The organism is Halomicrobium sp. IBSBa, from assembly GCF_017612575.1.
Lineage (GTDB): Archaea > Halobacteriota > Halobacteria > Halobacteriales > Haloarculaceae > Halomicrobium.
Genome location: NZ_JADPQC010000003.1, coordinates 307,886 through 330,682, shown reverse-complemented (window position 1 = coordinate 330,682; position 22,797 = coordinate 307,886). Strand labels below are relative to the sequence as shown.

Genomic DNA, 22,797 nt, shown 5'->3' with positions numbered 1-22,797 from the left:
TAGCCCGCAGAACGATCAGGGAGATAAAACCGACCGTCTTGATGAGTAGAGTGCCACAAATCAGCTGAAACACTCTCAGAACAGGAGAATAACACATGCCACGACAGGTGAACCGTAGCCCTGTGCGAGAAGATAGTAATCACTCCCGAGCGAATTCTTCTCGATGTAGGTGTACATCCCCACAGCAGCCATGATCAGTCCAAGGTTCGCGTACAAGACAACCAGTTGATGTGGACTGACGACATCACGAACATGCACGTTGATCGCGAGCGCATTGGCGAAGACCGCTGTTCGACTCACGTAGTGCTTCTCGACAAAGTACCCCAGCGTAACGAGTGCTAACGGCGTCAGATGTTGCAGGACGATATCCGGGAGCTCTTCGATCCAGACTGAAAAGACGAATTCGAGCTGTAGCAAAACCGTCTCAGTCATCTCGGCGTCCCTCCACTCCGACCCGGGGAACAGCCCCCAGATACTGAGCAATCTCGTTGACGGAGCTGGTGTTGATACAGCGGTGATTTCGATCGGGCATGCGTAGCTTTCAGATTGGTGTCGGTATAAGTCGACTAGACAGTTCAGGTGTAAACACGACGGAGAAGAGCGTTTACAGGCGAAAAGAGGAACTTCAGCTACTGAAGGACCTATGTGATATAAGTACCATCCGCCAGTGGACAATCACATGCCACCAACGTACAGCGCCCGAATCGACGAGGAGAAAGTTGAGGAGTTGAAAGAGCAATCTGGTGCAGACGCCGACAGTGAGGCAATTCGAGCGGCCGTCGAGTTCGCACTCTACGAGTCCCGAAAAATGCAGTTTCGGCTTGTGATGGGGATGTTCTTGCTCCTCATGGGAGCATCGAAGTATTTCACCGTTGAGATTGACCCCAGCTTTGCTCCCGTAGCGCTCATCGCTGGTATCGTTCTTCTCGAATATCCGTCGGTCCGTCGACTGGTTGAACGAGGTTCCAGCTTCATTCGCGGCTAAACTGATACATGAGGAAGGGTGTGAGATGTCACGACGACAGAGAAGCATACTTCAGAAACAATTCGCGCTGAGGAGAAAAAGAAAACCGCGGTCGTGACCTTGACCAGGCTCGGCAACTGGATATCGGTGTCGTCGTCGCCCTCGATCACGAGTGAACGACAGCGAACAACGTCACCCGTTACGTCCGAGTGTCTACGAGTTCCTCGTAGTCATATCCCGAACCACAGCTCTGGCAGTACACGGTCGGCCCTTGCTTGTCCCGGATATCGGCGTGACCCTTCGGGCACCGCATGATCCACCCGTCTTCGATCAGCGCGGGAATCTCAGATAGCTGGGCCATGTCGCAAGGATTCACAGAAATCCGCCACTGCTTCGCTGGCACACGCCCCGCGGCCCTCGACCGGGATGCCATCCTGGGAAGCGAGCCAGCGCCCCGTCGGCTGCTGTTTGACGACGATCGAGGTCCACTGGTCGTCGTGTACACACGTTTTCGGTCGATTCCCCGTCTCCCGATCGACTGCTATCGCGTGCCTTTGCATCGCAGTCGTCCCATGGAACTGGTGGGTAAAAGAGGCGAGCCACGGCCGCGGAGTGAAAGTGAAAGTGAAACGCGCGGCAGTTTCCGTCCGGATGTGGCTGTTCTTCACTGTCGCAGCCATTGAACGTCAATGCACATCCGATCGCACGGCAGCAGTGCGACCGGTGTGTACATCGTTCAATTTCCAGTATAATTCATACCGCCGGCTGTCCGTCTGTGAAGCATTTCGCGACTCCGTGTCGCGAATATCTTGAAGCAGTAACAGCCAGCAGTATCAGTACGTCTGTGGCGGCCGTTCGAGAATCTCGAAGATCTCCCGGGCGCGGTACTCCTTGTTGCGCTGTTGCCCCGTTACCTCCTCCAAGACACCCTCATCTTGGAGTGTATCGATCGCACGATAGGCCGTCGACCGCTCGATATCGAGCCGCTTCGCGACCGTCTTCGTCGTCACGTAGGGGTGTTCGAAGAGCGAGCACGCGAGCCGGTTTTTCGCGTACTGGACGCCGCCGTACTCGTCTTCGTAACGCCGTCGAAGCCGGTCCAGTGCCAGCGTTCGGTCGACCGACTCCTCGGCTTGCCGGGCGACACCATCGAGGAAAAACGACAACCAGCGCTCCCAGTCACCGCGGGTCCGAACCGCCTCCATCCGATCGACGTACGTGGCTTTGTTCCGATTGAAGTACTCACTGAGGGAGAGGTTCGGCCGTTCGAGTAGCCCAGTGTCGTACAGTTGGAGCGTGATGAGGAGGCGGCCGAGCCGTCCGTTACCGTCACCGTACGGGTGGATCGTTTCGAACTGGTAGTGGAACAGGGCGATGTCGACGAGTGGGTGATAGCTCCCACCGGTCTGATAGTAGGTGAGGAGAGCGTCCATGAGGCCGTCGACCTCGCTCGGAACCGGAGGAAGGAAGTCGCCGAGATGATTGGGCACTGACTTGTAAACACCGATGGTGTCGGTTGCGACGCGGTCGTCTGGAACGTCCGTGAGGAGTGCCTCGTGCAGTCCATGCAGCAGCGAAACAGAGATTGTCTCGCCGCTATCGAGCGAATCGATCCCGTCCTCGACCGCCTGTTCGTAGTTGAGGACTTCGCGTGTGTCCTTCGTTTCCGCGCTGCTCGTCGAAGCTTCGATCGGCGTGTCGCCGTCCGTCTCATCGAGAATTCGTGTTTCGAGGCTGTAGAGGGCATTATAGTCGACATCAGCGCCTTCGATCTCAGCTGATTCCATCGCTTCCTTCCGGAGGAGTGATGTGTAGAGGACAGGCGGGAAGTCGAGTTCGAGGCTGACGCCGCTCAGCTTGCCGAGCCAGAACGTGGCATCGGCCAGCAGGTCGTAGAAGTCCGAATCCAATGCGAGATCCCGCGAGGGTGGGAGTGGATCTGGCCTGTAGTACGACTCCCGCCCGTAGGAGATGAGATCACCGGGTGCGGAGTCTTCGAGTTCGCTATCTCTCATGCACGTACTGTCCCTATTTTCGCGAGGTAAATGAATTTAGCCCCTCTAAATGCAAAGAAGGTCCTGCAAGAGAAGAGAATGTTGTGTCCCAGCACCCTATACGCAACGATAACACCGTGTCGATCCGGTACTTTCGCACTGTTGCCGCAAAACACAGCCACAATCGTCGGGACTCACTGGTCGACCGGATCGAAGTTCAGCAGTAACCGCTCGCGCGTCTCGTTTGCCGAGCCGCTTGTCCCACTGTTGATGTAGTTCTTGCTGTCACGGGCCAGCACTCTCAAATCCGAACTACCCTCGGGGAGCTCCTGATACGAGCAGATCCCGTAGCCGTCGAGGTCACTGAGCATCCCAACCAGTTCCTCGTGGACGATCTCGCTGGTGGGGTAGTAGTCTTCGGTCCCGACGTAGGGCGGGTCGAAGTAGAACACCGTCTCGTCGCTGTCGTACTTTTCGACCAGTGCCTGCCAGTGAAGGTTCTCGACGACGACATCCTCGAACCGGTCGGCAAACTCCCGGAGCCGATCGATCTTGTTCGCAAAGCTGAGCGCCCGATTCGATACCTTGCTCGTTGCGAAGCCGTTTTGTCCGTCGTAAGCTCCGCCCCACTGCGCGTAGCGGAGATAGAAGAACTGGCCGGCCCGCTTGACGTCCTCTTTCGGGCGGTAGCCCTGGTAGTACGCTTCGGCCCACTCGGAGTGAATTGCCCGCGAGTACGGCACAGATGAGAGCCATTGCACCAGTTCGTCGGGCTGCTGACGGAGCACCTCGAAGAAGTGTACGAGATCCTCGTCGAGGTCGTTGTACACCTCCACAGTGCTCGTGTCGGGGTTTTTGTTCACCAGGACACCGGCAGCGCCGCCAAACACCTCGACGAAACACTCGTGTTGTGGGACCTGGTCGAGAATCCACGACGCGAGTCGGCTCTTGCCACCTGGGAAGGGGAAGACAGCGTCGACCATCGTCAAGCATCACCTCGCGTCTGAATGTCGACCACGCCGAGCCCGACGAGGATCTCCGTCACCCATCCCGGGATGTCTAGATCGCAGACAGTATCGGTGGCCACTGCCGTCGTCAGTGGCGTAGCGATCCCCTCAGCGTCGACACCGAACACCCACGGCTCTTCGGCGTCAATCTCGATCCGAGCGGCGAACTCTGGGTCGGATCGCCAGAGACGAACGCGGACATCTTCGTCGCCGACTCGTCGACGGGTCGTCTGATCTGGCCGCTGTGAGCGCGACATGTTTGAATCGACTAGACCGATGCTAAAAGGGCTGCGGCGGGCGGGTGACCGAATCGCCACGATAGCTGGCTATTTCGAGCGATTCGGCACTATTCGGCGCTGAAATGGCCGATGCGAGGTGACCGAACAGTGACCGAATGTGACCGAAACGGCAGGCTTCGCGATCAACAGAGCGGTCGGTATCGGCTGTCCTGTGTACTCCCATCGCGTTCGATCAGATCCGACTGGCAGAGGCTCCGCAGATACCGTCGGCGGGTCGACCGTGCCTTCGGCGACTGGGCGCGGTCTTCGTAGCGGGCGTGGAGCGTCCCGCTGTCGATCCCGTCGGCATCGCGGATGATTCGGAGCAAGAGACGATGGTGCGAACCGAGTGACCGGATATTTCGATCGCGGATTTCACTTGCGGCGTCGTCGGCGACTGCATCCACGACTGGTTTGGTGAGCTGGTTGTTCTCGTTGCGTTCGACGTGCAGAGCGGCCTGCCGAAGAAGTGCGATTGCATGACGCGCATCGCCGGCCGCGAGGTCCGCGATGTAGTCGATAACCCCGTCGGCGAGCCGCGAGCCGACCAGTCCGTGTTCAACGCGGCCGTCGATGATGTCGACGAGTTCGGTGTGTCTGTACTTGTCCATTCGGACAGTTTCAGCGCTCTGCATCCGTGATTTCGTCTTCGTACTGAGCTCTGTGAACCACTTGTCTTCGTCGATTGTGATGCAGATGAGCGAGACGTTCGGCACGTTCCAGAGGGCGAGCAACGGCTGATCGTCGATCGATCCGACCTCGTCGAGGACTACGATGATGTGGTCGTCACACTCTCGGAGTCGGCGTACGGCCTCCGACGACGCCGTCCCTTCGCGCTTGAGGTCGGCACCGAGACCGGTCTCTCGGATGATCTCGAAGAGGACTGCAGCAGGTGTGTTGTCGGCCATGCAGTTGACGTACGCCCATCGCAAATTCAACGCCTCCTTCTCTAACTGGCCGAGCGTGTATTTCGCGATCGTTGTCTTTCCCGCGCCACTGGGGCCGAAGATACAGACATCCTCGGGGCGACCGACCCTCGTCGGGTCGAGAACCGACGAGAGGTGATCGAGTTGTCCCTCGCGATGGTACAGATCCCGCGGCGGATACTCCGGTCGGAAGACCTTGGCGTTCGTGATCATGGGTCATTCGTTGGCGTACCACTGGTCAGACGATTCACACAGTTCCCGCGGCAAGGCGACGTTGCGTTCGGCCCCCACGACATCGCCATCGACGCTGAACCCCCCACAGTTATCGCAGTCGAAGAGTCGCTCGGTCGGCCTGTCGGGTTCGTCATCGTGGGGTAGCCACCCGTAAAATTCGATAGCACCGGAGCCACAGAACGGACAGTATTTGATGTCCTGATGGTCGCGATAGCCGCGAACGATCTGGTCGTCGGGTGCTTCGATACGGTACGTCATGTGAGCGTGCCGCAGCAGGTCAATCGCGGCGTCTCGATCCCATCGCCCACTCTCGTACCGATCGACGGCTTTCGATCGGAGTTGACGAAACATCTCTCGGTTATTTTCTTCCATATTCGTGGCATGAACGAGTTGGTAAATAGGTGGTCGCCACGTCCAGAGTGAAAGTGAAAGTAGAGCAAAAAGAGAGAACATCAGAAGTGGAGCGGGCGAAAGACGACTTGTTATACAAGTCGTAACAGACGCCGGGATTTTCACTCGGTACGCGGGGTGTATCGGGACCGATCCCACCGTTCGGAATTACTTTACTAACGACTTTTGAAGAAATCGGTATGCGAATCGAAGCGACCGAGGGGAACGAACACAAGGTCTGGCTGACCGACGGCGAGATCGAGGACCTCCGGCGAGCGACGAATAGCCAGCGCGACGACCTAATCATCCAGCTCGGTGCGTTCGTCGGCATGCGCGCCTTCGAGATCCCGCAGGTCCGTCCCGTCGACGTGAAGCAGACCGAGAGCGGCCAGTACCGTCTTCGGGTCGAGGCCGGGAAGGACACGAGCGGGAACGGCGGGAAGCCTCGCGACGCCTACCTCCCGGACAGCGTCGAGCGCGATCTCCAGCGCTACCAGAACGAGCACAACATCGCGCCGAAAGATCCGTTCGTCGACCTGTCCCAGCCCGGCGTCCGCGCGGTGGTCCGTCGGACCGCCGAGCGTGCAGCTGATCAAACTGGCGACGACGACTTCGAGAAGGTCTCGACGCACGACCTCCGGCGGCGCTTCGCCCAGCGCCTCCTGGTCGACCAGCAGATGAACCCGCGCGTCGTGATGGCCGTCGGTGGCTGGGACAGTTTCGCTGCAATCGAGCCCTACCTCAACGCGCCCAGTGAGGACGTGATCGACGAGGCGTTCGCAGAACTGTGATCGCCGATACTTCTAAATCTCCGTAGAACGGTCCAGCATACGGATAGGGTCGCCCCGCAACGTCTCTTTCGTGGCCCGGTCAGTTTCCATGCTCGCGGATGTCACATCCTACAGTGACGACCGCCGGGCAGGTCCGGCGAGGCGGTAGTTGTGGATGTGACTACTGATGTGATAGGTTTTCGGGAGATGTGCCGGGAAAAGTGACTCTCAGTCGAGACGCGTGATCATTTTGCCGTCGTCGATGTCCCACTCGATCAGGACCTCGTCGCCCTGTTCGATTTCGAACGCGTCAGCGAGCCCTTTCGGGATACTGACCCCGACGCTTCCCCCGAGATCGGTCACCGTCCGCGAGCATGGTTTACGGCCCATAGACAGCTAAATGTGTGACGTGGGGATCAAAAAGCATTGCCACCGTATGTAGCGGATTAATAGCTATTCTGTAGAAGATACGTAGCCGTTGCTCAGCTACCGCATAGCTATTTTATTTGATACTTTATCCACGGCTCCGGATGGCGCGGGTATCCGCGACCAAGCGTCGCGGATAGTACCCCTACCCATGCGATACGACGCTGCCGGCGGCGACGAACCGCCGGCTGACGGGCCAGAACGGCCCAGTCGAAACTGGCGAATCGACTGGCACAACGTCGACGAGCAGCGGCGCGTGCGGTCCCGTCGAGAAGCCGGCGGGGCGAGCCGCGATCTTGTCGACAAACCTGCCCCAGGAGGAAGCGCGTGAGACCCATCGAAGCCGCTGGAGTCGTCTCCCGGCTCGACGACACTGAGTGCAACCTCCGTTTTCGCGCCGAAACCACGGGTAGCGACCGAAACCGCTCACAGAACGAATGAGAAACACGATACTCGCGATTTTCCTGACCCTGACGCTCGTGGCATCGCCCATCGCCGGCTCGGCGGCCGCCGCTCAGCCCGGCCTGAACTTCACCTCGGAGAAGACGCCCAACCCGACCATCGTCGAAGACGAGCTGGTCGTCACCAGCCACGACATGGACGAGATGGACGGCCCCCTGGAGTACTACGACGACTCTGGTGAGGTCGCCACGCTTCCGGCGACGGTGAACCAGTCACAGGACACGCCCGTCGGTATCCGCTTCGACAAGATCGACGCCGACGTGTACACGCAGTTCCCCCGCATCTCTGGCGAAGTCGACAACGAAGCCAACTGGACCGTCGCCACCGACTGGACGACCTCCTCTGGTGGATCGTCGTCGATGAGCGTCGCCGACGCTGACGCCGACGGCGTCGAGAAACTGGAGTTCGCTGCTTCGGCTGCCTCCGGAGAGACCGCGACGGCGACGCTCTCCGAGAACGTCAGTATCACGAACGACCCCAACAAGCGCGTCCTCTCGACCGTACTGAACGTCGAGACGCTCTCGGGCACGGCCGAACTGCGTGCTGTCGACGGAGACGGTGACTACCGCTACGCCGAGATCAACGGCTCGGAGAACGCCGACGCCTCGGACATCATCGCCAACAGTACCGGCAACGGCTACGTCCTCCAGGAGCGCCTGAGCAACCTCCCACTGGCTGGCTCCGGTGACGGGAGCTTTGACGCCATTCAGAAGGTCGAGATTGTCGCTATCGACAACGACGTGACGGTCACTGTCGCCGGTCTCGATCTGGACAAGAAGTCTGAGTACGATCTCGCCGAAATCGAGCGCGACACCGACAGCGACGGCGAACGCGAACAGACCGTCGTCACCGATTACTACGAGGGTGGCACCGCCGACATCACCGGTCTCGATACCCTCGGGAGCGAGTTCGACAGCGCGGTTCTGAAGGATCTGCACGTCTACGACGTGCGATACGAGTTCGCCGATCTCACCGACGAGTCGGAGTACTCGATCAACGTCACGTCGGCCGACGAGTACAGCTATCCCCAGAAGCTCGAACTCTACGCGGACCTGCAGGTCCCTTCGCCGATCGACCTCTCGCACGGAACGCTCACGCTGGAGTTCGAACAGGGGCTTCCCGGTGAACGGTATCAGGTCGCCGAGGTCGCTCCCGACGCCGATAGCGACGCGGAGTTCGGCAACGTCTCGGACTCCGAGTACACCAGCTACGGGAGTTCGTTGAACTCGCAGGGCACGACACACGAGCTGGCGACTGTCTCGGCCGACACGAATCAGCGCGTTCACTTCGTCATCCTCTATCAGAACGAGGAGGTCGACACTCTCCAGGACACGAGTGCGATGGGGCCGACCGGTACGAGTGGCGACGGGTTCTTCTCGTCGCTGTTCGGGAAAGCCATCAGCGTCGTCGGAGCGGTCCTGGGTGCAGTGGGACTGCGACGCTACGCCGGAGGGTCGTAGCCGTGTCCGCTTCCGGTGCGGGCGGCTCTCGTGTTCGCCGTCTGTTCGATCGAGCGGCCAGAGCCGACTCCCTCGCAGGCGTCGTCTTCCAGGGGATCGGTGCTGTCCTGCTGGCTGGCGGGACAGCCCTCTCCAGCGGTGTGCTGACTATTGCCGACGTGATCATCGTCCCGGTCGGCTCGCTCACGAGCGAAGTGGGCGATCTCATCGGAGCCACGTTCGGCGGGGCGGCGACCATCATCAACGCCGGAGCGCTGGGCACCGCTGTCTCCATCGGTCCCGACGGGATGTTCAACCTCGGGCCGCTGTCGTTCGCGTTGGGCGTCGGCTCTGTGTTGCTGGCGGTCTACGCGATCTCGGCGTACCTGAGCGAGGAAGACACGGGCAATTTCTTTCCAGGACTCCCGTTCGACATCCCGACACCGGGCTTTGGCGGGCCAGAGGAGGACGATCAGTAGCACGATGCCCGGTCCCGAATCCGATCGTAGCGGCCACGTCACGGGGGTGACCGTCCGTGGTTGACTGGCGACAGTTCTTTCGTGCGGACGGCTACCGTCTCGACTTCGGTCGCATCGCCGAAGTCGGAGTCGGGACCGTCGCCAGCGCGGTCTTCACTGGCGTCGTGAGTGTCATCCTCGGCCTCGCGGATCTGCCCATCTCGCTGCTGTCGGGGCTGGCAGACTTCCTCGGCCGGTTCGTCGACGTGCGAATACTCGCACCGGAAGTCGTCCAGGCAGCCTTCGCGAGTGCAGGCGACTTCGTCCGCCAGAGCGGCCCAGCCGGCTATATAGTCGCGCTGGGGATCGTTCTCGTGACGACGTACGTCATCGCGGAGGTGGTCAGCCGTGTCCGCTAACGGCGGCCGGGACGGCGTCACTCTCCGCACGATCGTCGAAACGCTGGGACCGCTCGTCCAGTTCCTCCGGAGCAACGGCATCCAGTCGACACTGGGGACGCTGTTTCGGTTCCTGCGGAACCCGGTCAGGTTCGTGTTCAGCATCATCTCGTTCTACGTTCTGAACGGGATTCTGAACATCGTCTCGACGGTCACGAGTGCCGTCCTCGGCGCGTTCGACTACCTCGTTGCGTCACTGACGTTCGCACAGCGAGCACTCGGGCAGGCGTTCGGAGTGGCCGGCTTGAACGTACTGAGCGCACGGGCCGCACTGAACCAGATCGTCGTTACGCTCGCGGCCAGTGCCGGCCCAGCCGCGCCGATACTCGTCATCGGTGCCGGCGCGGTGACGTTGTTCCTGATCTATCGGGTCGGTATCGCACTGCTTGGAGAGCTGCCGGTCGGTAGCAGCGTCATCGATCTCCTCGGACTGAGATAGCCATGCAACGACTCAAGAACTTCATCTGGCATCCGCTCACCGGCTTGGCGGTCGGCATCGGTACGCTTGGCCAGTTCGGGTTCGCGTGGTTCGAGCCCATCTGGGGCCTCATCGTCGCCACGTCGAGCTACTGGTTCCCGGCAGTCGCGACCAGTTCGTCGACGCTGCTGCCGGAACTGGGCTACGGCGACCTCGGCACGAGGTTGCTGATCGCGGCGGCGAGTGTCTTCGTCGCTGTCCAGATCGACCGGCTCTACGAGCGGACCCAGGAGTACCTCGAAAACAGATGAGACACACACAGTACCCATCGATACGGCCGTACCGAGACCCCTCACCGAGAGGGTGTACTACTCACCGCCACGCGGGAGGTGTGCCGTGATGCCGTTCGGGAGCCTCGATTTGCTTGCCGGCGCTGGCGCGCTCTTTGGCGTCCTCGCGCTGGTGTTCGTCGGTCGCTACGCCGTCGCCTACGCTCGGTCGGACGACTTCGAGGTAGCGTGGGACCGGACAACGCAGTGGACGATGGCTGTCGCGATGGGTCTCGGGGCCGCTGTCTCGACGGGGCTCATCCAGCTCGGCGACCTGCTTGCAGCGGGCTTCGAGTTCGTCGTCGGTCACCCCTTCGCCGTCTCGAACCTCGGTATCACCGGTCTGGGAGCAGGCGCACTTTCGGGAGTCGTCTCGCTCAGTTCGTCCCAGTTCGTCGGTCTCGCGGTGATGATCGTCGGCGCGATCCTGCTGTTCGTGGAGGTGGACGACCTTGTCGAATAGTCTCGTGTCGGTCGATCGGGTCCGACTGTCGGATCTCTCGCCGATCGGATGGTTCGGCATCGCTCTCGCGATCGGCGCGCTCGGTTACGCCGCGAACGACCTCCTCAAGACCGTCGTCCGGGGCGGTCCCTGGGTTGATCCACTGGCCGTCGCTGGCGTTGGCCTCGTCTTCGGATTCGGTGTTGCCTACGTCGACGGCGGGCCAGAGATCGAAAGCACGTGTGACCATTGCGGTGCGTACATTCGCGCCCAGTCCAGCCGTGGCGGTGTCGACGAGTATATCGAGTGCCACGCGTCGGCCACGCCACGGCGGGCTACTCTCGGCCCGCTGTCTGTCGTCCTCCAACGCCAGACGGCCGAGTGGACGTACTGTTCGGGTGACTGTGCGACCGCTGACCGAGATCGTCGTGTCGCCATCGACGATGCCAGAGACGACATCGGACTGACCACAGAGGTGGCCGATGACTGAGCCATACTCGTTCCGGACGCTGGCCCATCCGACGATCGCACCGGAGACACTCGCCAGCTTCGTCGGTCTCGGATCGGTCGCCTACATGAGTGGGATGGCAATGAGGACCGGCGACTACGTCCTCGCCGGGCTCGCTGTGATGGCGCTGCTCGGATTGCTGGTCGCGCTGAATCGGGTCGACAAGCGAGCGCGGGAGTTGGAGGAGCCCACCACGCGATGACCCGCACGTCCATCGCGCTGCTGGCGCTGGTTGCCCTGCTGGTCACTGCCCCCGTGATCGGGCTGGTCGAGGCTCAGTCCGCAGAGACGACCACCAACGCGACGAGCAACGCCACTGCCAGCGGTGACGATCTCACCCTCGACGATCTCACAGACACTGGTCCACGGATGAGCAACTCGCCACCGAGCGTTCGGATGGGCGAGGATCAGTTCTTCTGGGTCGTCTACTGGCCGGCGAACAACCCCTTTGCCGACGTGGGTTCGTCGGACTCCGGCGAGTACCTTCCGCCTGGCCACACGGTCGGTCGGAACGCCGTCTACCTCCGGACGTGGGTCTACGAAAACCAGCAAGAGACCGTACACGTCGCCTACTGGGAGAGAGACCAGAAGGTCGTCCAGCAGGAAAACACGACGACGACGGTTCCGGTCGCCCGGAACGTCACCCACGTCACGCACAACGTCACCTTCGAGCGGGGACGGCCGACAGTGAAGGTCCCGCTCCGGCAGCACGACGACGAAGTGCGGGTGACGATGTGGATCGAGGGCAAAGAGTACGCGCGATGGGCTAACTTCGGCCACCGGAGTATCGCGACCACCCAATCGGTGGACATCGACAGCGCTGGAGACTATCTCTCAAGCGTCATCGTCGACTTCCTCGTCTGGATCCTCATCGGCGGGTTCGCCGTCGGCTGGGCGTGCAAGCGGGCACTCGACGAGGCAGGGATTGGCCCGCAGTACGGCTATGGTCCCTGGTTCCTGGCCCTCTCGATCCTCACCGGGCTGGGTGGCCTGCTGTTCTACGAGAACCTCGCGAATCTCGTCGTCAACGCCCAGTACGTGCTGGCGCTGTACGTCGTCGCGGTCATCGGCATCGTGATGCTGGAGACGTACACACGGAACATCTCGGCCGCCCTGTTCCTACGACCGACGCTGGAACACGCGGAGTCGCCGACGGGCGACGACGCCTACGACGTAGTCGACGCGGAAGCTCGCGAGGAGAAGATCGTCCGGACGAACCACGGCGTTTCGGTCGTCAAGCCGGGGCTGTTCCCGTTCCTCGCTCGCGTGTTCGGCAAGAGTGCTCGCCTCGCGAACGTCGACCAACTCCGAACGCGCGTCCCGATGCAGGACGACTCGAAGTGGGACGAACTCTACCTCGTCGACCCTGAGAGCGCGAAGCTCCTGTACTACGAGCCGGAAGGCTGGCGGCTCGACTGGCCACCGCTCGATCGTGAACACGCTGGCGAGTGGCTGGCGATCGCTGGTGCCATCACACTGGCTGTCGCGTCTGTCGCGCTCGGCGTTGCGGGCTTCCTGACGGTCGCGACCGTCACGAGCGTCGGCCTGCTGGTCTGGGCTGCCCACCCTGTTGACGGGAAGGCCGCCGTCAAGCCCGCCCCGGTGCATCTCCGGTCGGCCTTCGGCACGATGGTCAAGTACGCGGAAGATGTCGACGACGCGAAACACCTCTCGGAGGTCAAAGAGCAACTCGACCGCGAGCGGGTCCGGAAACAGCGCGATGTCGACGAGAAAGTGTCAGATCACGACCGCACGCTCGTCGAGGAGATCCTCGATCCCGACGAAGAGGTTCCGGCCGCGATGCGTGACGGCGACGGTGACGACGAGGATCTGACCGAGAGCCGCCGAGAGAACCCCCCAGCGACCGCCGACGGTGGTGACAGTGATGTCTGAAAGCGAGCGCCCTCACGCGTTCCGGCCGGCGCTGGTCACGCTCTCGAACAACGTCCGAGAGCGGTTCGACGAACTGCTCACCGGCGGGCTACGTGACGAGGATCGCGTGCTGACGTGGTTACAGGAGATGACGATGCGGACGCTGGGCCGTGTCGACGCACGCGTCTACTGGGACTTCGCTCGCCAGTTTCGGGGCACACAGGGGCTTCTCGTCGCCGCGATGGTTCGACCGTGTGCCCGTCGAGGCAAGATGCGAAGTCTCGACGAGGACGTGGCCGAGAAGCTACGCGAGCGGCTGCTGGCGAACTACTTTCAGCCGGCCCACGTCGACGCCTTCCGCCGGCTTCGCCACGAGGCAACTGAATACGTCAGCGAAGCCGACGGTGAATCCGAACACGACCCGACACGCCAGTCCTACCTCGCCATGCGGCCAGCAATGAGCGAGCTGGACGAGTGGCAAGAGCGTGCGCTGGCGTCGCTCCTGGACGGGTTCGAGAGCCGGTCAGCGATCCTCGACTGGGGAGACGACCTCCTGCTCGCAACGCACGGCGAGCTGGGCCGTGAGTGGACGAAGCGCGCCTACGAGGAGGAGCCGACCGTCGAGGTTCTGACCGGCGCGCAACCGGAACACGAGCGGGCTCGACGGCTCTTCGCGGCTCATCACGTGCTCCCGAAGTTCCGAGCCGGAGTTCGCGCTCTGAGTGGCGATGCCGGCGAGATGCCAGAGAACGGCCAGCACAACGACACGGAGCCACCGGACTGGTGATTCAATGAGTAGTCTCATCGAACCCAAGGCAGACACACAGGCACAGATTCGAGAGCAACTCCGAGCGGTCACGGAGCCACACGAGAAATCGTGTCAGGCTCTCGGCGATCCAGAAGCGCCGAACCACAACGACGGTGAAGCGCTCCACCGGCACTTTGCAGTCCCGCCGCTGCACAAGTACCTCGCTCAGGCAGACCGCAACGACGCGGCGGTCGCGAAGTTTCCGCGAGCGTTCGTGGACGCGATCGTTCACACAGACGAGCGCGATCTCGAACTCCTCCGTAAGCTCGTCGGCAAGGTCGACTACGACTTCCGCGATCCGAATCCAAGCCACGAGGCACTGGAGCGCTACCCTCGCTACCGCGCGAAGACGCTGGAGTGGATCGCCGACGATGCCGATCGGGTCCAAGACATTCGAGCGGTGAAAGGCACGGATCTGTTCGTCCACGGCGAGCCCGGCGGCGGGAAGTCGACACTCGCTCTCTCACAGGTGCTCTGGCGGATGGAGGTCAACAACGAGACGTGCCTCTGGGCCGAATCCGTCGACGAGTCTGGAACCAACGAACGCACCGAGTGGCTCACGTTCGCCCCGTTTGCGACGCTTGCGATACCGGAGGGAATGGATACACAGGTCCGGATCGTTCCGGAGAACGTCGCCGTCGACGAGTTCACTGTCCGCCCCGAGGAGATCGCCCGCGACGTGATCCGGTACGAGTCGATCCAGGATCTCGTCGGCCAGCTCGTGCCCGGCCAGTTCTACGTCGTGTTTCCGGATCCGCTGCATCGAGGGTGTCGAGAGGTGTCGAAGTTCAATTACTTCAACTACCGACAGGTGACGCCGCCCGACGAAGACGGCCCGGATCAGCCGACGGACGCCGACCAGTGGTGGTTCGCGTTCGTCGCCCACCGCATCTCCGGCGACGTGTTCCCGCATCCGACGTTCATCAACTTCGACGAGGCGGGAAATATCTTCGACCCCGACGCCGAGAAGGGCGTCCACGACCACTACGACAAGCTCCGCTGGTTTCGCAACAAGTACGCTGACGCTCGTAAGAAGCGGGTGAGCTTCGGGTACCAGGCACACGCACTCTCCGAGGTTCACCAGTTCGGTCGACAGAAGATCCGCTGGCGGCTGACGATGAACGGCAACAAACCGCCGATCGGTCGCTCGCTGCCTGGTGATCGCTCCTGCCCGCTGAACTCCGATCTCACGTCAGACATGGACGCTGGCGAGGGCATCATCTGGAAGGCACCGCACTTCGCGCCCGTCAAGTGGCCGAATCTGAAGGCACAGGCCAAACTCGATGCGGAGGTCAGTATCGACTTCCGCAACTGGCAGGAGGCGGTCAGCGGTGTTTGACGACCGGTTGGTTCGTTCAGAAAAACGTGCCAATTATGAGCGAATTCGGCGGTATGGTTCGAATCTGAGATCCGGTCGATACGGTGCCGTCGAGCCGATCGAGCTGCCCGCTACACACGCGCGCGTGCTTCAGATAGGAGTCGAGGGGGGACCCCCGTGTGAGCGCGTGCAGTACTGCGGAGGTGCGGTCGCGTGATGGTCGTCTACGAACTGGTGCAGTGGCTCGCCGATTTGATCGCGCCGCTGCTCGGCATCGAGGGCGTCCTCGTTACCGGGCTGGCGTCGACGGCGGTTGCTCTCTACTACCTGCGAGAAACGGCTGGCGTACTGGTCGTACTGGCTCGCTGGGCACGCATCGCATCGGTCATCATCGCCATCTTGTCGATCGTGCTGGCTGCTGGAGCCCATCTCGGGATCGTCGACCTCGCAGGCGGCTCACTGGTCGAACAGGCAGGGAACTGGATTGCAGAGGGGATTCACTGAGATGTCCGACTCACACACCGACTCGATAGCACTTGGATCGTGGTTGAACGAACGATATGACACGAGTGGCTGGCAGCGGCTCATCCGTCAGTGCGGCACGGTCGTGGCTGCGGTGCTGATCGTCCTCGCTGGCGTTCCGGTCGGCCCACTCTCCGGTAGTGTCGGAACAGCGGCGGCAGCCGACGACGGCACTCCCGTCGTCATTACTGGCGGAGGCGATGGTAATCTCAAACTGATTACCGCAAACAACGAAACGGTGAAATGGACCTATAGCAGACCCAACAACCTTGGTTCAGTGAGAGACTCTGAAATTGGCGATGGTGCCGTGTATGCGACGTTTGCCGATGAAGTCCACAAGGTCGATGTGACTGACGGAACGAAGATGTGGAACTATACCGGCCACGAGTACAGAATTCGTGCGCTCGACATCGGCCCGGATGGCTACGTATACTCCGGCTCACAGGACAACGAACTACACAAGATCGATCCCAGTGACGGATCGACCGTCTGGACGTACAGTTACGGTTCGACGGTAGAAGCCGTCGAAACAGCAGCCTCGGGCCACATCTACGTGGCGGGCGGCTCTGGCGAAGTACACAAGGTCAATCCGGACGGCACTAACGAGTGGACGTACACGGGAGATTCCAACCAAGTGTTGTCGATGGCAGTCGACAGTGGGAATGCGGTGTATTACGGCTCCTACAAGGGCTACATTCGGAAGCTCGATCCCAGCAGCGGGTCGAAAGTCTGGGAGTATAACGGCCACTCGAACGACGTGAACGGGTTGGGGGTGACCGACAGCGGCAATCTGTTATCGGCCGCCGAGGACAGCGAAGTCCACAAGATCGATCCAAGTGGTCCGTCTCGAATCTGGACGTATACCCACTCAGGATGGCTTAGAGACGTGTCGTCCGGATCCTCAGGGGATGTGTATGCCAGCGACATTGATGGCTACATCGTCCGCGTCGACGGCGATGCTGGTTCACAGGTGTGGGAGCGAAACGCAGTGAGAATCAGGGCATACACCGTCTCTGCCGGCACTGCGACGATCCCATCGACCGTCTCTGGGACAGTAACCGATGATGACGGCGACCCACTCAAAAACGCGACGATCAGTGCCACGTCTGGCCAGTCGACGAAAACGGACGCATCTGGAGCATACTCACTCCAGCTCTCGCCTGGTGAATACACGCTGTCGGTCTCGAAATCTGGCTACGCGGATGCGTCCCGTTCGATGACGGTTGGAGGGAGTTCGGCGAGCGGCGTCGATTTCACACTCTACGAGAGTGGTACCTACGAACAGCGGTTTGTCCTCGACGACCAGACGACCGATCGCCGGTTCAGCGACGATCCGAAGCTCATCGTCTGGCGACCCTCGCCACCCAGTACGACGACGACGTTCAATCACAACGACAGCGCGTTCGTACGCCTACAGGATGGCCAGCGGTACAACCTCACGGTCATCGATGGACTGGCGTACTACGAGCGGGTTGGCTTCGAGGCAAACAGGAGTCAGCCGAGGGAAACGCTCGTCGTCGGCGCGAGGGAGAACCAGACGACTCCGACGCCGACACCCACCATCCCGGAACGCTTGCAGGTTCGCTTCGAAGAGCTGGAGGACGAGTCCGACGGACAGGAAGTCGTCGTCCGATCGCCAGAGCCGGTGACGGAAGTGAACTACACGATCATCAACGAGACCGACGATCCGGTCTACAACGACACGCAGGAATTCGAGGAGCCGCGTGAGTACTACGAGGGAGAACTCGACGAGATCATCTCCACGAACGGGACCGAACTCTCTGAGGATGCGAGACTACGCTACTCCGGAGAGTTTGCCAACGGGTCGGCGTTCAACGGGACTGTCCCGTTCGAGACGTTCGAGTCCAGTGGCTTCCTCGGCGGGCCGACTGGTGCAGCCGGCAGCGAAGGCGGTGGATCGACCGGTGGACTCGTCATCCTCGCTGGCGGGGCACTCATCGTCGCGTATCGATACCGGGACCGACTCACGACTGCAGCCGGTCGTATCGCCGGCAAAATAACCAACTAAAAGCGGCTCTGACAGCAACAGAGTCGTCAACTCTCGCTTTGCCGCGACAGTATTCACAGACATCGTTTCGAGTGCTTCTCTTGCTTCGTGCGGTACGGTGCGGTGGCTGTGTTTTTTCGCTGATGTGCCCTTATGCACAATCCCCAGAACAGACCTGATCCTGCTTACCTTATTTGTACGCGTTTGTCAGACACCGTTCGGCGAAGACTATCCATACTGATATTCAACCAGAAGATTCTTGCTACATAAATAGGAAGAGCGTGATATCCAGACAGCATATGAAGCCACATCAAAAAGTTCCCTTGATCTTCTTGTATACCGATAATCGATCGGCGATAGAGGGAGCTACTCGGTTTCAGAAGCTGGTGTTTTTAGCACAGGAAGAAACAGATATCGAAGATTTCTATGAATACCGAGCGGACCGATTTGGTCCGTATTCCTACGGGTTACGACAGAATCTTGAAGTTCTATACGATGAGGGGTACCTTGACCGGCGAGTTGAAACGACGAGATATGGAACGCCGCGGATTGTCTACTCGATTACGCCTGATGGAGATCAAGCTGTTAGAGAACTTCTCAAAAAGGCGAACAACAGCGTATTTGATTTGATTGAGGAAACTAAACAGAAGTGGAACAATACGTCCACGAGCGAGTTGCTGGACTATGTATATGGCAAGTATACTAATTACTGCACAGCGAGCGAAATAACTCAGGGTACTCAGATGGATCCTGATGCTATAGCTGAACTCGGCACCGATGCCAAGCGAACACCAGCGGATCCTGAAACCTGGGGTGATTTACTCACCCCGACCCCGCACACGCTATACCAGCTTCCAAAACGTGACACGAACGCCTATTTCTACTACTTTACAGATTCCCAATACTCACGACAAGCGTCCAAATTTAAAGTACTCGATAACCAACTGACGCTGATCGGTCGGAACCGTACTCAGGCTGAGGTGGTGATGATTGATCGAGATCGTATTCGAACTGAACGTTGGGACCTGTTAACTGAAGGATTCGGAATTGATGACTATCCAGCACTCGTGGTCTCAGAGGGAGAGCTGGGGGTATCAGACCTCGAACTCACAGCAACCTCTTTCGAACCCACAGGTGCGGCATATGCCAAACTCGAAAATGGCATCATCGCTGATGATCTCCTTGGAGATGTTGACGACGTAACAAACTTCCTTAACAATCTATTTGATTGTGCTCGTGATGGTGAGTTGGAAACCGGAATGAGAAAGAAAAAGATTAAATCTTCACTCACCATTGCTGGGAAAGAAATAAAAGATATCCTTTCGGTCCCTGTTTAATCATACATCCTGGCGAACGTCACCAAGATTATCCGCCCCCTTCATTTCGACTGGTCCATCTGGAGTCAGCGGTGCAGGGGTGGGGGCTGGGTGTGTATTTTTGGACCGTATGTGCCCTTAGGCACACGTCCTAAGGGGTGCGTCCCGCTGGCCGGGCACGCGAAACGCGCTGACGGGCGACGATAGGCGGCGCTGGCCGGTCGAAGACTCGACTCGAAACTGGGGTTAGCGGGGTGCTGCGCGGATCGACTTATAAAAGAAGGACGCGAACGACAGCGTTGCCACTCATCTGTCGGGCTCTACCAGAGGGTCGCGGCCCGGTGCTGCTCTCGGGTGCCGTCGACGGAGACCTCGACGATTGCGTCGGCGAGCTGGTCGATCGACCGACCGTCACGCTTCCACGCGGTCCCCATCTCGTCGAGGACATCATCGAACATCGGCCGATCGGTGTATTTGAACCGGGAAAGGACGGTGTCGATCCGGACAACGGGCCTTTCACTCTCTGATTCGGTCGGCTCGAACTCGGCACCGTACTTCGCGAGCCACCGATCGAACGCGCTTGAGGCGGACTGACGCACGTCCTGGTCGACGATCTCGGCGACGCGATCGGCGGCGGTCTCGATCTGGTGCTCCACGGATTCGAAGATCGCTCGGACCTCGCGACGAAGCCGGTCGGTCACGAAGCGAACGTGGCCGTTGTCGCTGGTGAGAACGCCGTCCATCCGATCGAGACAGCGGTAGATCGTCGAGAGCGATAACCCAGTCTCGTCGGAGAGATCGCGAGCGTGGGTCCCGCCGTCGGCCGTCAGCGTCTCGACGATGTCCTCGTCGGCCGGCGTCATGTCACGAAGGCAGGTCAACAGGAGGTGCTCCTGCTGGGCTTCCAGCTGGGGAAGCGGGTCCGAGTGGATCGGAACCGGATCCGCAGCGGCGTGTGCGTAGAAGTGATCGTCGGCGACAAACGTCGTCCCACCGGCCGCGGTCGGAATGTCCGCCCACGTGAGGATCGACAGTAGTCGCTCGTCGAGTTCCTGGACGACATCGTAGCGATCCGCCCAGTCGACGGAGCCGCCGTCGGTGCGACCACCGACGAACTTCGTACCGACCTTCGGGTGATATAGGGGATCATCGGGTTCGAACTCCTCAGGATGCTCTGGCAAGTAGCTCTTGAGTTGCCCGCCGAGGCGGTGCTGAGAGACGAGGTGGGAGGCGCTAGCCGAACCGTGGCGGATCACGTGGTGATGGCCGCGTTCGTCCTCGTTGTCCCACTTGTGCATCCCTTTCGTACCGGCAGTGTCGGACAACAGCATCGCGAGGCGATCCATCACTCCGCCGGTCCCGATGAGCTTCTCGTTCATCGATCGCGTGATCCGAACGTACCGCTCCAGCGCGCTCACCCGTCCACCGAACGGCGCGTCGAAGTAGCCGTGATAGAGAGCGAGATCAGCATCATCGGCAAGCTCGAAGACGGCTCGCGTGAGGAATTCAGGGACCTCGTCGAGACGCATGTTCGACGGCTGGCAGTGGACTGACAACCCCTCATCGGGATCGGTGTGATCGAACGCCGTCGTCGTGGGTTCGCCCTCGGAGTTACGCATGTTCGGGTGCCGTGGAGAGAGGTTGTAGTCGCACTTACGCTCGTTGCTGCCCTGGATGTTGATTTCGAGTTCGTAGAGCCGATCTCCGGCAACAGCATCGGTCGGTCGCGGCGTAAACCCGGACTTCGAGTAGGTGAACCGAATCGTGACGGGTTCGCCGTCGATCTCAGTATCCATCTCGTGGTAGCCGTCGAACTCGTTGATGAGCAGATCCGACAGTGCCCAGTATGGATCGAGGCCGTCGTAGTCGACGCTCTCACTGTCTCCCTGGTCGACCGGCCCGTAGTAGAGCCAGCACTCGGCCTCGTGGTTTTGAGGAGCGACTTGGGTCACGCGTCGTCATCTCCGTCGGCTGCGACGGCTGTCTCGGTGCTCTCGGCAGCGTTGTCACCGTCGTCGAACAGATGTGGGTAGCGCTCCCGAAGCGGGCCGAAAATCCGCTCAGCGTGGAAGGTGGCGCGATCAGCAGCCTCGTCGACATCATCGCGATCGGGAAACTCCGTCTCGACCGGCGGGAGATCACGAGGCTCCGCGCGCTCGTCGAGTCGGTCGGGTCGTTCCCCGTGCAGCGTCAGCCACTGTTCGCGCTGGTCGAGACGCTGCATGATCTTCGATCGAGGCTCGCGATCGTGTTCGACAGCGAGCGCCCGCTCGACTGCCTTCCAGGCACGAATGCGCTCGATCGAATCGATGCTGTCGATGAGATCCAGCGCGATGTTGCGACGACTCGGGTGACGGACGAACTCCCAGTCGAGCCACCGCGCTGGATCTTCGCCGATGTCGTTCTGGATGCGCTCGAAACGCTGGCGCTGCCGCTGGGAACCGCCCTGATTCTCGGACGGCATGGTCAGTGATCGACCTCTGTAGCGTCGAAGACGCTCCCCCAGGAGACCTGTGCGTAGTCAGAGCGCGTCCCGCTGGAGTCGATCCAGCTATGGATCACCTCGTCGACGGTCGTCGCTGGAACGACTTTGAGCGCGACTGGCGGCCGATCGGGCAGATCTCGACAGACTGCGAAGAGGTAGACGCCACCGATCTCCAGGAGCGTCTCGTGCTGGCTTCGCCGGATCTTGAACCGACCCCGGCGACCGTCGGCGTAGGTGACGATCGTGCTCTTGATCTCGACCTGTGTGCCACGCTCCAGGAGACAGAGGGCGACGAACGGGATGTCGGCCGTCGGTGTAACGAGCGTCGTCGCGACGGCGTCGTAGTGTTCGGCGACTTCGTCGGGGACGAGCTGGAGTGCAGGGACGTGGTCAGTCGTGATCGCGATCTCGACGCCGATCCCGGCCTTCTTGTTCGGTGCCAGTGAGGCGTCGAGACTCACTGTGATCCCTCCCGATCTGTGGCCGTGTGTATTGAGCAAATATCAGTGGTGGTTTGTTCGACAATCCTGAAGCCAGTATTAATGTCCTCCAGCAAGCACGGCAGTTCAAGTACTGATCTATCGCTCGTTATCGTGTTCCAACTTGGTTTCTGTATGTTGTTGTTAGCACAAATTGCGCACGCTACCCGTGGATGGGGGACATTAATCAGCCTCTCGGGATACGTCGTCGGTGGCCTGACGGCGGTCAGTGCATCGCTGGCATTTCTGGTGCGTCGTCTGAGCGTACCAGAAAATAGTTGAGGGTCACGAGTCCACCGCGTGATGGTTCTGATGGTCGCCAAAACCTCCGACTCCACGGAGTGATCCGCGAACGCATGGAGGATCTGGAATCGGTCAGTATCACCTTCAGACATCCCGCTCACCTCCCGCGTGTAGTGAGCGGTGACTCCAGCAGTGGCTCCCATCCAGCACGAGATTTCCCAATTTATAAGCAGCTATTTGTCG

Annotated in this window: 26 protein-coding genes; 16 read left to right on the top strand and 10 right to left on the bottom strand. The window is 60.4% G+C overall.

Annotation, left to right across the window (positions count from 1 at the left end):
* Positions 1-75: 75 nt before the first annotated feature.
* On the bottom strand, positions 76-432 hold the full coding sequence (locus tag IL252_RS11250; RefSeq protein ID WP_208628074.1) for a hypothetical protein: 357 nt from the start codon (positions 430-432) through the stop codon (positions 76-78).
* Positions 433-679: 247 nt separating this feature from the next.
* Between IL252_RS11250 and IL252_RS11245 the strand changes: the two genes are divergently transcribed.
* Positions 680-985: a hypothetical protein gene (locus tag IL252_RS11245; RefSeq protein WP_208628073.1), complete on the top strand. Its 306-nt coding sequence runs from the start codon at positions 680-682 to the stop codon at positions 983-985.
* A gap of 812 nt (positions 986-1,797) precedes the next feature.
* Here the strand turns inward: IL252_RS11245 and IL252_RS11240 are convergent.
* From IL252_RS11240 to IL252_RS11220, 5 genes are all read right to left on the bottom strand, one after another.
* On the bottom strand, positions 1,798-2,979 hold the full coding sequence (locus tag IL252_RS11240) for a Fic family protein (protein WP_208628072.1): 1,182 nt from the start codon (positions 2,977-2,979) through the stop codon (positions 1,798-1,800).
* A 173-nt stretch (positions 2,980-3,152) separates the two neighbouring features.
* Positions 3,153-3,941, bottom strand: a complete 789-nt coding sequence (locus IL252_RS11235) for a DNA adenine methylase (protein WP_208628071.1) — start codon at positions 3,939-3,941, stop codon at positions 3,153-3,155.
* A 2-nt stretch (positions 3,942-3,943) separates the two neighbouring features.
* Entirely contained in the window at positions 3,944-4,222 is a 279-nt protein-coding gene (locus IL252_RS11230; RefSeq protein ID WP_208628070.1) for a hypothetical protein, read from the bottom strand.
* A gap of 164 nt (positions 4,223-4,386) precedes the next feature.
* Positions 4,387-5,382 carry a Cdc6/Cdc18 family protein gene (locus IL252_RS11225; protein ID WP_208628069.1) on the bottom strand — a complete coding sequence of 332 codons (996 nt, stop codon included), beginning with the start codon at positions 5,380-5,382 and terminating at the stop codon, positions 4,387-4,389.
* Positions 5,383-5,385: 3 nt separating this feature from the next.
* On the bottom strand, positions 5,386-5,661 hold the full coding sequence (locus IL252_RS11220; RefSeq protein ID WP_170094351.1) for a hypothetical protein: 276 nt from the start codon (positions 5,659-5,661) through the stop codon (positions 5,386-5,388).
* Positions 5,662-5,993: 332 nt separating this feature from the next.
* Here IL252_RS11220 and IL252_RS11215 point away from each other — a divergent pair, with 332 nt between their 5' ends.
* A complete protein-coding gene (locus IL252_RS11215) occupies positions 5,994-6,584 on the top strand; it encodes a site-specific integrase (RefSeq protein ID WP_208628068.1) in 591 nt (196 codons plus the stop codon).
* Between the two features lie 207 nt (positions 6,585-6,791).
* On the opposite strand, the gene IL252_RS11210 is transcribed toward IL252_RS11215, so the two are convergent.
* Positions 6,792-6,953: an AbrB/MazE/SpoVT family DNA-binding domain-containing protein gene (locus IL252_RS11210; protein WP_170094349.1), complete on the bottom strand. Its 162-nt coding sequence runs from the start codon at positions 6,951-6,953 to the stop codon at positions 6,792-6,794.
* 515 nt (positions 6,954-7,468) lie between these two features.
* Here IL252_RS11210 and IL252_RS11205 point away from each other — a divergent pair.
* The 14 genes from IL252_RS11205 (at position 7,469) to IL252_RS11140 (ending at position 19,368) form a co-directional block, all read left to right on the top strand.
* A complete protein-coding gene (locus IL252_RS11205) occupies positions 7,469-8,911 on the top strand; it encodes a hypothetical protein (RefSeq protein ID WP_208628067.1) in 1,443 nt (480 codons plus the stop codon).
* Positions 8,912-8,913: 2 nt separating this feature from the next.
* On the top strand, positions 8,914-9,369 hold the full coding sequence (locus tag IL252_RS11200) for a hypothetical protein (RefSeq protein ID WP_170094347.1): 456 nt from the start codon (positions 8,914-8,916) through the stop codon (positions 9,367-9,369).
* 56 nt (positions 9,370-9,425) lie between these two features.
* Positions 9,426-9,767 carry a hypothetical protein gene (locus IL252_RS11195; protein ID WP_208628066.1) on the top strand — a complete coding sequence of 114 codons (342 nt, stop codon included), beginning with the start codon at positions 9,426-9,428 and terminating at the stop codon, positions 9,765-9,767.
* Entirely contained in the window at positions 9,757-10,245 is a 489-nt protein-coding gene (locus IL252_RS11190; RefSeq protein ID WP_170094345.1) for a hypothetical protein, read from the top strand. The genes IL252_RS11195 and IL252_RS11190 overlap by 11 nt, the downstream gene beginning before the upstream one ends.
* Positions 10,246-10,247: 2 nt before the next feature.
* The gene (locus IL252_RS11185; RefSeq protein ID WP_208628065.1) at positions 10,248-10,535 is read left to right on the top strand and encodes a hypothetical protein; all 288 of its coding nucleotides are present in this window, start codon (positions 10,248-10,250) and stop codon (positions 10,533-10,535) included.
* 88 nt (positions 10,536-10,623) lie between these two features.
* The gene (locus IL252_RS11180) at positions 10,624-11,016 is read left to right on the top strand and encodes a hypothetical protein (RefSeq protein ID WP_170094343.1); all 393 of its coding nucleotides are present in this window, start codon (positions 10,624-10,626) and stop codon (positions 11,014-11,016) included.
* Positions 11,006-11,485, top strand: coding sequence for a hypothetical protein (locus IL252_RS11175; protein ID WP_208628064.1), 480 nt, complete (start codon positions 11,006-11,008; stop codon positions 11,483-11,485). Before IL252_RS11180 ends, IL252_RS11175 begins: the two co-directional genes overlap by 11 nt.
* Entirely contained in the window at positions 11,478-11,705 is a 228-nt protein-coding gene (locus IL252_RS11170; RefSeq protein ID WP_208628063.1) for a hypothetical protein, read from the top strand. The genes IL252_RS11175 and IL252_RS11170 overlap by 8 nt, the downstream gene beginning before the upstream one ends.
* Positions 11,702-13,396 (top strand): hypothetical protein, encoded by a 1,695-nt coding sequence (locus IL252_RS11165; RefSeq protein ID WP_208628062.1) that lies wholly within the window; start codon positions 11,702-11,704, stop codon positions 13,394-13,396. Before IL252_RS11170 ends, IL252_RS11165 begins: the two co-directional genes overlap by 4 nt.
* A complete protein-coding gene (locus IL252_RS11160) occupies positions 13,389-14,162 on the top strand; it encodes a hypothetical protein (RefSeq protein ID WP_208628061.1) in 774 nt (257 codons plus the stop codon). Before IL252_RS11165 ends, IL252_RS11160 begins: the two co-directional genes overlap by 8 nt.
* A gap of 4 nt (positions 14,163-14,166) precedes the next feature.
* Complete coding sequence (locus tag IL252_RS11155; protein WP_208628060.1) at positions 14,167-15,522, top strand: hypothetical protein; 1,356 nt, start codon at positions 14,167-14,169, stop codon at positions 15,520-15,522.
* A 195-nt stretch (positions 15,523-15,717) separates the two neighbouring features.
* Positions 15,718-16,005, top strand: a complete 288-nt coding sequence (locus IL252_RS11150) for a hypothetical protein (protein WP_208628059.1) — start codon at positions 15,718-15,720, stop codon at positions 16,003-16,005.
* Position 16,006: 1 nt separating this feature from the next.
* Positions 16,007-18,052 carry a PQQ-binding-like beta-propeller repeat protein gene (locus IL252_RS11145; protein ID WP_208628058.1) on the top strand — a complete coding sequence of 682 codons (2,046 nt, stop codon included), beginning with the start codon at positions 16,007-16,009 and terminating at the stop codon, positions 18,050-18,052.
* Positions 18,053-18,330: 278 nt separating this feature from the next.
* Entirely contained in the window at positions 18,331-19,368 is a 1,038-nt protein-coding gene (locus IL252_RS11140) for a PadR family transcriptional regulator (RefSeq protein ID WP_208628057.1), read from the top strand.
* Positions 19,369-19,667: 299 nt separating this feature from the next.
* Here the strand turns inward: IL252_RS11140 and IL252_RS11135 are convergent, their stop codons facing one another.
* From IL252_RS11135 to IL252_RS11125, 3 genes are read right to left on the bottom strand one after another with little or no spacing between them, the layout of a single operon-like run.
* The gene (locus tag IL252_RS11135; protein WP_208628056.1) at positions 19,668-21,299 is read right to left on the bottom strand and encodes a winged helix-turn-helix domain-containing protein; all 1,632 of its coding nucleotides are present in this window, start codon (positions 21,297-21,299) and stop codon (positions 19,668-19,670) included.
* Complete coding sequence (locus tag IL252_RS11130) at positions 21,296-21,811, bottom strand: hypothetical protein (protein WP_208628055.1); 516 nt, start codon at positions 21,809-21,811, stop codon at positions 21,296-21,298. The genes IL252_RS11135 and IL252_RS11130 overlap by 4 nt, the downstream gene beginning before the upstream one ends.
* Positions 21,812-21,813: 2 nt before the next feature.
* The gene (locus tag IL252_RS11125) at positions 21,814-22,293 is read right to left on the bottom strand and encodes a hypothetical protein (protein WP_208628054.1); all 480 of its coding nucleotides are present in this window, start codon (positions 22,291-22,293) and stop codon (positions 21,814-21,816) included.
* Positions 22,294-22,797 lie beyond the last annotated feature (504 nt).